13 protein-coding genes are annotated in these 14,217 nt (G+C 36.4%); 10 read left to right on the top strand and 3 right to left on the bottom strand.

The window, feature by feature from the left end:
• Nucleotides 1–63 precede the first annotated feature (63 nt).
• The 6 genes from ACQKMV_RS17220 (at nt 64) to ACQKMV_RS17195 (ending at nt 7,331) form a co-directional block, all read left to right on the top strand.
• The gene (locus tag ACQKMV_RS17220; RefSeq protein ID WP_427505407.1) at nt 64–1,254 is read left to right on the top strand and encodes an HpcH/HpaI aldolase/citrate lyase family protein; all 1,191 of its coding nucleotides are present in this window, start codon (nt 64–66) and stop codon (nt 1,252–1,254) included.
• Complete coding sequence (locus tag ACQKMV_RS17215) at nt 1,242–2,600, top strand: phosphoribosyltransferase family protein (RefSeq protein ID WP_427505406.1); 1,359 nt, start codon at nt 1,242–1,244, stop codon at nt 2,598–2,600. Before ACQKMV_RS17220 ends, ACQKMV_RS17215 begins: the two co-directional genes overlap by 13 nt.
• On the top strand, nt 2,600–3,700 hold the full coding sequence (locus tag ACQKMV_RS17210) for a cysteine protease StiP family protein (RefSeq protein ID WP_427505405.1): 1,101 nt from the start codon (nt 2,600–2,602) through the stop codon (nt 3,698–3,700). The genes ACQKMV_RS17215 and ACQKMV_RS17210 overlap by 1 nt, the downstream gene beginning before the upstream one ends.
• A gap of 11 nt (nt 3,701–3,711) precedes the next feature.
• Nucleotides 3,712–4,512: an HAD family hydrolase gene (locus tag ACQKMV_RS17205; protein WP_427505404.1), complete on the top strand. Its 801-nt coding sequence runs from the start codon at nt 3,712–3,714 to the stop codon at nt 4,510–4,512.
• Between the two features lie 131 nt (nt 4,513–4,643).
• Entirely contained in the window at nt 4,644–6,275 is a 1,632-nt protein-coding gene (locus tag ACQKMV_RS17200; RefSeq protein ID WP_427505402.1) for a YceG family protein, read from the top strand.
• Between the two features lie 21 nt (nt 6,276–6,296).
• Nucleotides 6,297–7,331 carry a toxic anion resistance protein gene (locus tag ACQKMV_RS17195; RefSeq protein WP_427505401.1) on the top strand — a complete coding sequence of 345 codons (1,035 nt, stop codon included), beginning with the start codon at nt 6,297–6,299 and terminating at the stop codon, nt 7,329–7,331.
• Nucleotides 7,332–7,622: 291 nt separating this feature from the next.
• Here the strand turns inward: ACQKMV_RS17195 and ACQKMV_RS17190 are convergent, their stop codons facing one another.
• Nucleotides 7,623–8,711: an FUSC family protein gene (locus ACQKMV_RS17190; RefSeq protein WP_427505399.1), complete on the bottom strand. Its 1,089-nt coding sequence runs from the start codon at nt 8,709–8,711 to the stop codon at nt 7,623–7,625.
• A 232-nt stretch (nt 8,712–8,943) separates the two neighbouring features.
• Entirely contained in the window at nt 8,944–10,230 is a 1,287-nt protein-coding gene (locus tag ACQKMV_RS17185; RefSeq protein WP_427505398.1) for a glutamate-1-semialdehyde 2,1-aminomutase, read from the bottom strand.
• Nucleotides 10,231–10,361: 131 nt separating this feature from the next.
• On the opposite strand from ACQKMV_RS17185, the gene bcp reads away from it, so the two are divergent.
• From bcp to perR, 3 genes are all read left to right on the top strand, one after another.
• Nucleotides 10,362–10,838 carry a thioredoxin-dependent thiol peroxidase gene (gene bcp / locus ACQKMV_RS17180; protein WP_427505396.1) on the top strand — a complete coding sequence of 159 codons (477 nt, stop codon included), beginning with the start codon at nt 10,362–10,364 and terminating at the stop codon, nt 10,836–10,838.
• On the top strand, nt 10,835–11,779 hold the full coding sequence (locus tag ACQKMV_RS17175; protein WP_427505395.1) for a D-2-hydroxyacid dehydrogenase: 945 nt from the start codon (nt 10,835–10,837) through the stop codon (nt 11,777–11,779). Before bcp ends, ACQKMV_RS17175 begins: the two co-directional genes overlap by 4 nt.
• Nucleotides 11,780–11,895: 116 nt before the next feature.
• The gene (gene perR / locus ACQKMV_RS17170) at nt 11,896–12,339 is read left to right on the top strand and encodes a peroxide-responsive transcriptional repressor PerR (RefSeq protein ID WP_427426692.1); all 444 of its coding nucleotides are present in this window, start codon (nt 11,896–11,898) and stop codon (nt 12,337–12,339) included.
• A gap of 25 nt (nt 12,340–12,364) precedes the next feature.
• On the opposite strand, the gene ACQKMV_RS17165 is transcribed toward perR, so the two are convergent.
• Nucleotides 12,365–12,715 carry a YgzB family protein gene (locus tag ACQKMV_RS17165; protein WP_427505394.1) on the bottom strand — a complete coding sequence of 117 codons (351 nt, stop codon included), beginning with the start codon at nt 12,713–12,715 and terminating at the stop codon, nt 12,365–12,367.
• Nucleotides 12,716–12,968: 253 nt separating this feature from the next.
• Here ACQKMV_RS17165 and ACQKMV_RS17160 point away from each other — a divergent pair, with 253 nt between their 5' ends.
• Nucleotides 12,969–13,862 carry a nucleotidyltransferase-like protein gene (locus ACQKMV_RS17160; protein ID WP_427505393.1) on the top strand — a complete coding sequence of 298 codons (894 nt, stop codon included), beginning with the start codon at nt 12,969–12,971 and terminating at the stop codon, nt 13,860–13,862.
• Nucleotides 13,863–14,217: the final 355 nt, after the last annotated feature.

Here is a 14,217-nt window from a genome sequence, read left to right as displayed (position 1 = left end):
GTAGAAGGAGGCCGATGCAGTGCTTTTTTACAAGGTATACTTCTTACTGAGGAGGGGATTAATTTGCAACATTTTGCAACAGAAGCAGAGACGATTTTTTATAAAAAGCCACAGCCTTTTACTAAATGGGAAACGCCAGATATTTTGTCATATGCCTTGGGTGCGACTTTGTATATGCCTGCATCCATGCCCGATATTGTGAGTATAATACAATCACGAAAATATAAAGAGCTGGCATCACTGGTCATAGATTTAGAGGATGCAGTAGGAGATACCGAATTAGAGTGCTGTGAGGCAAAATTGATAGCTGATATTAGTGAATTATATATGCTCTATAGCAATAAACAACTACTACCTCAGGAATTACCACTAATATTTATTCGTGTTCGAAATGTCGAACAATTCAAATATTTAAGTACCGTGCTAGGAGAGCGACAAGAAGTATTAACGGGTTATGTGTTTCCTAAATTTACAGCAGTGCAAGGGGCTATCTATTTTGAATTATTGGAGCAAACGATTCAACAGCATCAATTAACCTTATATGGTATGCCGATTTTAGAAAGTCGTGACATTTTATATAAGGAATCTCGTATGGATTCGTTATTTGCTATTAAAGAAGTCCTACAGCAATACCGACAGCGAGTATTAAACGTGCGTATAGGTGCAACTGATTTTTGCGGAATATTTGGCATTCGGCGTCGTATGGATTCGACAATTTATGATATAAGTGTGATCCGAGATTGTTTTGCTGATATTGTCAATGTACTAGGTCGTGAAGAAGATGGCTTTATCATTTCTGGGCCTGTATGGGAGTATTTTAGTAATCAACGTGTATTAAAACCAGAATTAAGAGTAACACCGTTTAGTGAAAAGGGAGCACTAGCTACACGCAAGGCATTGTTAGATGATTGTTTAGATGGATTAATGAAGGAAGTATTAATGGACAGACAGAATGGAATATTAGGTAAAACGGTTATTCATCCTAGCCATATTCGTGTTGTACATGCATTATATGCTATTTCCTATGAGGAATATTTAGATGCACTAAGTATTATAGAAAATAATGATGGTCAAAAAGGTGTTTTGAAAAGTCACTATGCCAATAAAATGAATGAAATAAAACCACATATGAGATGGGCACAGCGAATTTTGCGTCAGGCACATGTATATGGAGTCTATCACGAGTCCATAGATTTTGCCTCACTTTTATTAAATTCAGAGATAGGGAGTAGTGACTGTCTATGCAACAATTAAAAAATAAGTTAAATATTCTTCAAAGTTATGACATAGAGATTGATATCACACATAACCCATATGATTTTGCAGTCACAGATTTATTTAAAATGGCGGCACGTATTAATAAGAAAAGACAATTTTTATTTGTGAGTACGGTTCTTGGGAAACATTTAGCTGTTCGTCCACAAGTACCATTGCTTACAGGAAACCTCCTAGCAATGATGTATTATCAGAAGCTTGTTGATCAAGAAGTAAATAGCATTACATCTATTGTACAGGCGCTTAAAACTTTCAATGAGCAGGATGATTTACAACTATCCATGGATGCAGGTATGACACTGCCTGAGGAAACATTGTTTATTGGATTTGCAGAAACAGCAACAGCACTTGGTCACGCTGTATTTAATACGTTTCAATCGAATGCTATGTATATCCATACGACACGAGAAGTACTACCTGACTTCGAACCATTTGTTACGTTTGAAGAAGAACATTCTCATGCGACTAGCCATAATATTTATACGGAAGAACCTGAAAAATTGTTACATGCAAAGCGCATTGTGTTAATTGATGATGAGATTACAACTGGAAATACAGTCGTGAATATTATTAATACGTTACGAAAGAAATTTCCTTTAGTCAAGCATTATACAGTGCTATCCATTTTAGACTGGCGTTCTGAACAACAGCAAGCCTTTTTTAAGCATTTAGAGGAGAAGTGGCATGTATCGGTTGATTTTATAGCGATTATGGGTGGTTGCTTTAGCTGTGGTGGTACACCGCTTTTAACAAGTAGCCAAAAAAGAGTAATGGACTGTGTTGCACAAGATATATCGCTATTACCGATAAAAGAAACGGGTGAGCGTAGATATTATCGTTCTATTGCGGAGAACGGTTTAGAAAACAGTAAACCCTATATGCTAGCGACTGGAAGATTTATGTTGACGTCTGAGCAGCATAGCAAGCAAAAGGATGCATTACAGGGAATCGCCAAACAATTAAAAAAACTACGAACAGATGGACCGGCACTAGTAATTGGAACAGGTGAGTTTATGTATGTTCCAATGCAAATTGCCGCTTACTTAGGTAAAGATGTTTATTTTCAATCAACAACACGAAGTCCGATTTATTGTACAGATCATGAAGACTATACAATAACAGAAAAAATCTCTTTTGAATGTCCTGAAAATAATGGTGTTGAAAACTATTTATATAATGTACAAAGTCACCCTTACTCGGAACTATTTGTAATTGTGGAACGTATAGCAAATAAAGAAATTTTAGCACTATTTGTGAAAGCATTACAATCTGTAAGTAATGCAAAAATTTATGTAGTTTGTATGCATGAAGTGGAGGAAGAATAATGATCTCAATTATGCAGCCAGATAAAATGGGTAGTTATGCACCTGAAGATGTTGTTTTTTTATTTCGTGATATTAGTAATGTCTTACTTGAATTGGATAATGAAAAACGTGAACGTCTTATTCAATCTGGTACGCATTATTCAGAAATGTTGCCAGTCGAATATCATCCAACTGAGGCATATATGGCACTTTTTCATGAAACTTTAAGTGTCTATGAAGAACGGATTGCATTAGCTGTTGGTATTGTGGCTGAACAAATTGTAGAACATCAGGGTTTAGAAAATTTAGTACTTGTGAGTTTAGCAAGGGCAGGTACTCCAATAGGCATTTTAATTAAACGTTATTTAAAAATGCGCTATAGTGTCTGTGTCCCTCATTACTCTATATCCATTCTTCGTGGTCGAGGTTTTGATGAGACAGCTATTCGTTACATTTTTACTAAACACTCTCAAGCATGTATTCAATTTATCGATGGCTGGACGGGTAAAGGTGCCATCACAACAGAATTGCTACATTCATGTGAAAAGTTCAATGCAAATCATAAAGAGCAACTGAGTGCAAATTTGGCTGTGTTGGCTGATCCAGGTCATTGCGCTTCGATTTATGGAACACGTACAGATTTTTTAATCCCTTCAGCATGTTTGAATTCCACTGTATCCGGGTTGGTGAGTCGGACGGTTTTGAATTTGCAATTTATGGATGAAACTGACTTTCACGGGGCTAAATACTATAAAGAACTCGCGGATGTAGATGTGTCAAACTTATACATAGATCGTGTAGCTACATGTTTTGAAAAAGTGCAGAAGGAGGTTGAACAACAACTTCTGGAGCGAACAGCCTCTCCGATTACTTGGCAGGGCATGAAATCAGTGCAAGCGATTCAACAGGTATTTGGTATTAATAATATTCATTTTATTAAACCTGGTGTTGGTGAAACAACACGAGTATTACTAAGACGAATTCCATGGAAAATTTTAATTAATCCAAAATACATGAATGAACTTGAACACATTTTATTATTAGCTCAGGAAAGAAATGTACCAATAGAAGAATATCCAAATATGTCGTATGCATGTTGCGGCCTTATTAAAGAAATATAGAGGAGATAAATATGCTACTATTTACATCTGATTTAGATAGAACACTCATTTATTCAAAGCGCATGATGGATAATTTCCCGCCAGCAACAGATACGGTTGTAGTTGAACAAAGAGCGAATGAAATTATTAGTATGATGACAGAAGTAACTGCGCCATTACTGCAACAGGTTCATAAACATGCACAGTTTGTACCAGTGACAACACGAGCTTTGTATCAATATGAACAAATTCATTTTATAAATGATTTGAGCCCTACTTTTGCAATTACGAGTAATGGAGGTACAATATTAGAAAAGGGTCGTCCATATGAACAGTGGGCAAAAACATTACGTATGCGTATTGAAGACTCTTCTATTCCTCAGGGGGATATGCTAAAACATTTTCATACTATAAAATCGGACACATGGCTACAGCGTTCATTTTACATAGATGACCTATTTTATGTTCATCATGTTGATGTAGATGTTTTACGCCCAGATGAATTACAAGCAATTATCCATGAATTTGACGGACACGGTTGGCATGTTCTTCTACAAGGGAAAAAATTATATTTTATGCCTAAAGTGCTTACGAAGGAAGCGGCGATTGAGTATATGAAAGAACTTTGTACATATGATTTGCATGTAGCAGCTGGCGATTCTATTATGGATTACGGAATGCTTGCGATGGCTGACATAGCTTATACACCTCATCATGGGGATTTAAAGGATAAACAACCACGAACGTTAATGAATACAACCTATTCGGTGCACAGTGGTGAAGCATTTACAAAAGAATTACTTGAAGCAGTTTTAAGACTGGCTACAAAGTAAACAGGCTATAAGTAAGTTTCATTTAAATAATAGGCAAGTAAATATAAGTGATGCAACACAATGGATAAACGTGAATATGTTATTTTTGAGCATGTGCAAAGGAAGATGATTTTGGAGGAGGTGACGTTTGTATGCAAACAATCACAATTAAATCAGTGCTAGAACGAGATCCGGATGATTGGCTACAGGCGTTCCAAGATTCACCAAAGAGTCGCGCATATTATGAGGAAACAGCGCAGCAGGTGAGTTTTAGTCGCATTGCTGTTCGTGTGTTAGGTGCACCGATAGAAGAAGATGATTATTTTAATTCATTATTTACATTGTCACAAAAGCCAAATATCCATATTTTAAATGAAGAATTAAACAAACATATAGAACAAAAGGATTTTCAGGCACTACAAAATATTTTAGCGCAGCATCAGCAAACACCTAAAGGTTTATCTATTAATCGTTTAGTGGCTATGATGTCTGGTTATCAGTTAATACCGAAGCATGATGATGCCGACATGAATCGTCATTTACAGCTAGCGACGATTCGAGTTGTTGAACGTTTTCAAGAGCAACAATCACTAGGCTTACTGGCAAATGATTTTCGTCGATTTCTAATTGATATGGTGAAGTGGTTAAAAAACCATTGGATTGAATGGACGAAATCGATGAAGCCGACAGATGACTTTCCAAAAGTCGTTTGGTATGGCGAAACCACAATTAGTCAGAGATATTTTTTATTATTATTAATGGAGCTTGGTTGCGATGTATTGATTTTTCATCCAGCTAAAGTTGATGAATTTGCAGAAATTGATTCTACAGATGCGTTTTCTATTACACATTCCTATGCAAGTCAAACAACGTTACAGCCTTTTCCTGATAAGATGCGTGACCGTCAGGCGACAGTTGGTTATCGTTCAAGTCAGCATTTCGAACAATTAATGCATGATCAGCAATCGGGTGTGTTTAAACCTTGGCAGTTTAAAGATTGCCTGCCTCGCTCTTTAACGCTACGTATGACATACGATGATATTTTTATTTATGCAAACGAGAAGGCCATGGTTCGCCCGAAATTCGAAGTAATAAAAGATGAAGTGATAATCCCAGTAATTTTTGCGAAAATAAGTGGTGTTTCGAGTAGACGTGAAGAATATTGGCATTATATGCATCAACTGATTACTAGCCAACAAACTGTATTTGTACAGGAGTTTCCATTTGTGACAACTAGTAGAGCCAACTATCATTTTCACTATAAGCATTGCTTAGTGAATGGTGAACTATCAGTAGAGCGTATTGTGCAAAGTGATTGGTGGCAATATGGCGATCTAACATTAGAACTACAACATGCAATCGCCCATACGATAAAAACTTCATGTGAACAGCCAATGTTGAAACAACAGCCGAACGAACCTTTGTATGACTTACAATTATTTTTATTTAAACAATTGACGATGATCCCTCAAGAAATACTGCGTTTATTGCAAAGCTTTGATTATTCGCAAGAGGTGCCGAAATTAGTATTATATCAAGCGCCTCAGCAGCCAGCTTTATCACGAGAGGATATTGTGCTTCTTGCATTTTTAAATCGCTTCGGTATTGATATTGTATTATACAATCCGACAGGCAAACTAGATTTAGAAAAATATTTGCAAGAGGATACATTTGATGTACATCGTTTGGAGCATATGTTGTTTGATTTACAATATGAAGAACCAAAACAACAAAAAAACAAGCCAGATAAAATGATAAAAAAACTATTTAATCGCTTTTTCTGATGGTTAGGAAGGGGGCGCACGATGTCAAATATCCCTGTTACTCTTGAGCAACTGACACTAGAAACAGCGGAAGTAGCAAAACAACAATTACGTCAAAATGCAGAAGTAAAGCAAATTGCAAATCAGATAAATATAAAAAACCAACTAGATTTAATGGCATTGGGTAAAGGACCTGCAACGAAACTATCACATTTCTCTGATCAAATTTTAAACATGATAACGCAATCTAAAGCAAATGAATCAAGTAATTTATTAAAGCAGCTTGAAGTCTTGATGTCAAAATTCGATAAAAAAGAAGTGATTGAGCAGAAAGGTTTTTTTAGAAAGTTGTTTAAGCGTGAAGCAAAAAAAGAGGAAGATTTGTTTGCCAAGTACAATATTCTAGGTAGAGATATAGAGAAGATACATTATCAATTTGTGCTAATGGAAGAAGCATTGGCAAAGGATAATCGTATGCTTGCACGGCTATATAAAGAAGATTTGATGTATTATCTTGACATTGAAAAGTATATAGTAGCTGCAGAATTAAAACTAGATGAAGTCTCGACAACATTAATACCTATGTATGAAAAGCAGAGTGAAGCAGGCAACCAAATAGCAAAAATGGAACTAAATAGTTTACAAACCATTGCTGAATTACTCAAGCAAAAAATAGAAGAGCTTGAGAAATCACGTATGGTTGCTATTTTAGCAGCCCCGCAAATTGAGATGCTTCGTTATGGCAATAGTGAGCTAATGGAGCAAATTAATAATGCGTTTGTGACAACGATTCCTGTTTTTAAGATGGGGATTATGAATGCGGTTAATGAAAAACGTCAAAAACTACAAAATGATTCAGTAGCAGCCTTTGAAAAGCGTATGAAGCAATTCGGAGGAGTTAGCAATGAAACTGTGGAACTAAGTACTGCTATGGCACAACAGACTGAAACAACACAAACTCTCGAAGAAATATGGGATACCATTGTTTTAGGTATTGCTAACTATAGGAAGTTGCGCGATGAACAAACAGTACAGCATAAGCAAGCAGAGAAAAAACTGATGGCATTGCGTAACTGAACCAGTATCCCCTCTAAGGTAAAACTGTTACTTTAGGGGGGATTCACTAAAAGAGTATATGTTTATCAAATTTAAAAAACGACAGAATGGTAATCCAATCTATCGTTTTTTTTAGTTAATGAAACTATAGATTTTTTGCCTTGGATAACCTAGAACATAGTCGTCTAGGTTAAAGCGCTACATCCTCGAGGTCGCTTCGATCCCTCGGGCCAAAGAGGTGGAGCGTTTACTTTTGCTTCGGGCTCTCCAGCGCTTGTCGGATGTAAACGAGCGCTTTGGCGCATTTGTTCGTTAAATAAATTCCTCTTCAAATTCCACATTGATTTCATGACCATGATGAGTCTGATACGACACGATGAGCGTATCTAAATGCTCTAGGTTTTCTTCGTAATCTAAAATACGCGATAAAATATAAAGCAAGTGATAGCTCGAAAATTCTGTATCGCCTTCATCATGTGCATAAGTTATTTGTTTGATAAATATTTCCATCAACTCATTGCGCTGAACATAATCGATGTTTTTACTCCACTCTGAATGTTCGGGCTTTAATTTCCCTGTATATTTTAACAGTAGTTGCTCATGGTAAGTTAGCAGGAAATCAAGCCGTTCTTGAATCATTAAATGAAATTGCGTCGGTAGCTGTGCTAATTCGTTTTCATGATTATGAAGGCGATGAAGAAGCTCTAAACTTTTCTTTGACGTTGTGATCATTTGACGATAAACAACTAGCTTACGTGCTTTTACAAACTTTTTATTTTTTAAGTAATTACGCTCTTCCTTATAAAAATCATACAGTGTATCAACTCGTTGCATACGAGCCTTAAATTTGCTTAATGCTTCTTTTGTAGAAGTATGCTCAGATGCCTGACGAACAGCAAGTCGCGTCCATCGAATAATATCATCCTGTAAAAAGTAAATCTTACGGAAAAGCTTTACTTCATATTTTGGTGGAAGGAAGACTAGGTTAACAACAAATGCTGCTAACACCCCAACTAATATTGTAATAAAGCGAATAAGACCAAATGTAAGAAAGTCATCTCCTTGAAACTCCATAATAGCTACAACTGTAACAAGTGCTAGAGACAACGACCTTTCAAGTTTAAATTTCAACATGATACCGATAGCAACAATGACTGCAATGCCAATTGCTACTACATGGTGACTAAAAAGCAAGCCAAAAATAACCGCAATGGTAGCTCCTATAATATTGGCTTGTACTTGCTCAACAATTGTTTGATAGGAGCGATAAATAGATGGCTGAATCGCAAAGATTGCTGCAATTCCTGCAAAAACAGGTGAAGGTAGCTCTAGCAACTCAGCAATAAATAGTGCGAACACGATGGCCACACCAGTTTTAAATACACGGGCACCTAATTTCATAGAAAATGGATGTCCTTTCTGTCTAAAATTTTTAACTTCTTTCTGCGAGACACAATTATGCCAAGGCAAAATTAATGCTTCTATACATTATAGAAGGAAGTGTTCATAAAATACATAGATTTGTACGTCATTTAAATGAAAAAGACGACTCTTAGGAGAGCCGCCTTAATAATTTATAGTTGTCGCTAATTTAAATAACTGTTGAACATATGTTTTTTATGTGTTCCCATAATTACAATTGTGAAAATGCAATATCTACCGCTTTGATTGTCTCAATAATATCTGCTTCTGTATGCTCTGTTGTTAAGAACCAAGCTTCATATTTTGATGGAGCTAAATTAATGCCTTGTGCAAGCATTAATTTAAAGAAACGACCAAAGATTTCACCGTCTGAGTTTTCAGCTTGCTCATAGTTTTCTACTTTCACATCTGTAAAGTAAATTGTAAGAGCACCTTTAAGACGATTAACAGTAATTGTTACATCATGTTTTTTGGCTGCAGCTAAGATACCTTCCGCTAAAATACCTCCGAGACGGTCCATTTCATCATAAATACCTGGAGTTTGTAATACTTCTAGGCAGGCAATACCAGCTTGCATAGATGCAGGGTTTCCAGCCATTGTGCCTGCTTGGTAGGCAGGTCCAAGTGGAGCGACTGTATCCATAACCTCTTTACGACCGCCATATGCACCAATTGGTAAACCACCGCCGATTACTTTACCAAGGGCAGTTAGGTCAGGTGTTAAGCCTAATAAGTTTTGAGCACCACCATAATGGAAGCGGAAAGCAGTAATAACTTCATCGTGAATAGTTAATGCACCTTTTTCCTTTGCTGTGGCATGAACTAATTCTAGGAAGCCAGGGTTAGGTTCTACAATACCGAAGTTTCCAACGATAGGCTCGATTAAAATAGCTGCGATTTGATCGCCCCATTTATCCATTGCTTCTGTAAATGCTTCTGGATTATTAAATGGTACAGTAATTACTTCCTCTGCTGTTGCAGTTGTAACACCTGCTGAGTCTGGAGTACCTAATGTCGCAGGACCAGAACCAGCAGCTACTAATACTAAGTCAAAGTGACCATGGTAGCAGCCAGCGAATTTCATAACTTTTGTACGGCCAGTAAAAGCACGTGCAACACGAATTGTTGTCATTACGGCTTCTGTACCAGAGTTATTAAAGCGTACTTTATCCATAGATGGGATTGCTTCTTTTAGCATTTTAGCAAAAGTAACCTCGTATTCAGTTGGAGTTCCAAACAAAGTGCCATTCTCAGCTGCGTGTGTAATAGCCTTTGCGATATGTGGGTGACCGTGACCAGTAACGATTGGACCGTATGCTGCTAGATAGTCGATATAGCGGTTGCCATCAACATCCCAAAAATAAGCACCTTTCCCACGAGCCATTGCAACAGGTGAACCTCCGCCAACTGCTTTATAAGAACGAGAAGGACTATTTACACCACCAACGATATGCTGTGTCGCTTCTGCGTGTACTGCTTCAGATTTTGTGTGATTCATATATATTGCCTCCTAAATCTTTATACTTCATCTATTGTAGACCTATCAGTGCAAGAAATCCAAAGAAATTAAGGGATATGATTTGTTTTACTATTTAGAGTAAAATAGAGCCTACAGAGGAGGAGATTGATATGGCTTTAATAGAAGGTAAAAAAGCACCTGATTTTTCCCTTATAAATGAAAAAGGAGAAACAGTAAAGTTAGAGGATTTCAAAGGACAAAATGTTATTTTATATTTTTATCCTAAAGATATGACACCAGGCTGTACGACGGAGGCTTGTGACTTCCGTGATAAGCACGAGGATTTTAGTAAATTAAATGCAGTTGTACTTGGCATTAGTCCTGACGATGCAAAAAAACATACCAAATTTATAGATAAGCATGGATTACCATTCTCGCTATTAGTGGATGAGGATCATGCCGTAGCAGAAGCGTATGGCGTATGGGTGCTGAAGAAGATGTATGGACGTGAATATATGGGGATAGAACGTTCGACGTTTTTAATTGATACAGAAGGAAACCTGATAAAGGCTTGGCGTAAAGTAAGAGTGAAAAATCATATTGAAGAAGTATATACATATTTAGCGGAATGGGAGGCGACGCAATGAGAATTTATTTTACTTTTGAACCAAGACCAGATTTACGTGAGCCACTAGTAGCAGAATTCCCACAAGTTGATTTTATTTTTGAAAATGGCTTATCAAACGATGAGCTACAAAAAGCAGATGTGCTTGTGACATATGGTGAAGATTTAAATGATGAAAATATTCAGTATGCGACAAATGTTAAATGGATTTTTGTAGCTTCAGCGGGGATCGAAAAAATGCCAGCTCAAGCCATTATTGAACGAGGGATATTAGTTTCGAATGTGCGTGGCATTCATAAAACACCAATGGCAGAATCAATGCTTGCCCATATTCTAGCGATTAAGCGTGCACTGCCTTGGATGTATGAACAGCAGAAGAAAAGTGAATGGTCAAAAAAAGCGAAACAAACCGAACTGCGGGATAGTACAGCACTTATTTTAGGGCCAGGAGCTATTGGCTCGGAAGTAGGTCGCTTATTGCAAGCGTTTGGTGTTATGACAATTGGTTGTAACCGTTCTGGGAACGAAGCGACATATATGAATGAAATAGTGAGCTTTGATCAATTAATCGAAGCTTTACCTAAGGCTGATATTGTCATTTCTGTATTACCTAAAACAGAAGAGACGACACATTTATTGAAAGAAGAACATTTTAAAGCGATGAAAAATGACGCCATTTTCATGAATTTTGGTCGTGGAAACTTAGTAGAGGAAAATGTTTTAATCCATGCCATTCAAGCAGGTGAAATTGGTTATGCTGTTTTAGATGTATTTGAACAAGAGCCTTTAGCTGAGAATCATCCTTTATGGACTTTACCAAATGTCATTGTGTCTCCGCATATTTCAAGTCACTCATCTCGCTATGTTGAACGTAGCTTAGAGATCTTTAAACCAAGTTTAGAGAAGTGGTTACGTGGTGAAATAGATGTAGAAAATATTATGGATTTATCAAGAGGTTATTGAAGTGTCGGTCCTAATTAAACTGAAATGTGTATGATTGTTGACAGAAGTAAGAGTAATTCGATACACTAATTATAACTATTATAAATTAAGAATCTTTATGGAAGAGGTGCATGACGATGTCTGCAACGCATTTACAGGATGCACTTGACACGTTAAAAACAACTGGTGTTCGTATTACTCCTCAGCGTCATGCTATTTTGGAATATTTAATTCAAACAATGGCACATCCTACTGCCGATGAAATTTATAAAGCACTTGAAGGGAAATTCCCAAATATGAGTGTAGCGACTGTCTATAATAACCTTCGCGTATTCCGTGAAGTTGGTCTAGTGAAAGAACTAACATTTGGTGATGCTTCTAGTCGCTTTGATTTCGTTACAAACGATCATTATCATATGATTTGTGAATGCTGTGGAAAAATAGTCGACTTCCATTATCCTGGTCTCGACGAAATTGAACATTTTGCATCACAAGTAACAGGCTTTGATGTGCATTCGCATCGTTTAGAAATTTACGGCACTTGTCCATCGTGTAAAGATGTATCTGCAAAAGTACAATAAAAAAATCCTAGCTCTTATATGAGGGCTAGGATTTTTTTGTCTTATTATAAGATTGGTCGAACTCTTTTCCTTCTAGAGTTGGATCCAGCGTTAATGGTTCATTGCAGTACATACACATATCTACACGACCTAAAACTTTTGTGTGCTTATGGCAATTAGGGCATTCCACTTGAACAGCTTTTGTTGAGAGCAGTCCAATCCATGCATAAACAACTGTACTACCGATAATACAAAGTACTCCAAGGGTCATGAAAATTAAAACTAGAATAGGATTGTTTTTAAAGAAGATTCCCCCATACATAACTACAAAGCCGATAAAAATAAGTGCTAATGCGAATGAACGGATTTTATTAATTTTACTTTTGTAAGGTTTCATTTATCATCTTGCCTCCCAATCTAAAATCTACTATAACATATAAGAACAAAGTATTTTAGCTTTGAAAACATGGAAAGAAGGAATACTTTTAGAGTATGTCGAAATTTTAACGAAATAAATTTCGCTTTGGCGTAATTGTGCTGTCGCTTCGCTTTCGCACAGAAAACATTTATTGCTGCCGCACAGATGAACAATCCGTGACATCCGCCAGCGAAAGGTAAAAGGTCACAAGTAAATAGAGGGGGGACTGAAAATGGAACAAGTTTTGCGTCCAATATACCAAGAACGTGCAAGTCAGTCGAATACATTAGGCGTTATTTTAGTGGGAAAACGCGAGGAACAAAGTAATGTTACAGATACATTTGATACAGTCTTACTTATTATCGTAAAGGAAGCAGAAAAGCCAGTCTTTACGAAACATTACTTATATGAAGGAAATAAAGTAGCTTTACATACTGTTACTGAGAAAATAATACGAAAATGGTTACTAATTGGTTCAAATAAAAAAGTGGTCGATTGGATTTTCTTTGGTAGAGTATTATTTGATCGTAATGAATTTCTTCATAAATTAAAAATTGAATTACAGGAGTTTCCGTTTAGTGGTCGAAAAATCAAAACAGGCATTCAGTTTTCAAAATTAATTCGACGCTACTTAGAAGGGAAAGAATACTTTGATAAGGGTAGTTATCTCGATGCTTATAACCATGTTGTAGATTCGTTACATCATTTGGGCCGTTTATCCATCATTGATAGTGGACTTTATCCTGAAGTAACTGTTTGGTCACAGGTAAAAAAAATAGAACCAGCGATTTATAAATTATACGAGGAACTCGTTACAAGTAATGAACCGATAGAAAAACGGCTAGAGCTATTGTTTTTAGCAAGTGAGTTTTTAATACATTCACGTACTCGAGACGGCGCTCAACATATTTTAGAAGTAATGCAATCAAAAGAGACTTGGACAATTCAGGAATTGCACGATCATGATGAGCTCATGAATTACTCGGTTGATTTAGAAGTGTTTGTAGAATTTCTAGTGGACAAGGGCTATATTCAAATAGAACCTATCGTTGCGAAAAGTGAAATGATATTCCATCGTCATTATAAGGTAAATAAAGAAGCTCTAGAAATGGAGCAAGGACTGTAGTATGCTAGTTATCGAGGTATGAAAAATACCTCGATATTTTTTTATAAAAAGTTGTTGACTTTTAATTCGTTGATATTGTATTATATTAATTGTCGCTAAGACGTAATAAAAAAACTCAACGAACGAAAAAAACTTTTTAAAAAAAGTTGTTGACACGAATTGAGTTAAATGTTAATATTAAGAAGTCGCTGAAAACAACGACGAAATGAACCTTGAAAACTGAACAAGCAAAACGTAATCAATAAAGTTTTTAGTAGCTAACCTTGAGTTAGTGAACGAAACAAAATTTTGGACATCAAACATGATGCCAGCAAAACAATTTGAGCTAATCAAATTTCTTTTTATGGAGAGTTTG

This window comes from Lysinibacillus sp. NPDC094403 (assembly GCF_050278745.1).
Taxonomy (GTDB): domain Bacteria; phylum Bacillota; class Bacilli; order Bacillales_A; family Planococcaceae; genus Lysinibacillus.
Note: the sequence above shows the minus strand (reverse complement) of the source record. Positions and strands in the feature narration are given on the sequence as shown.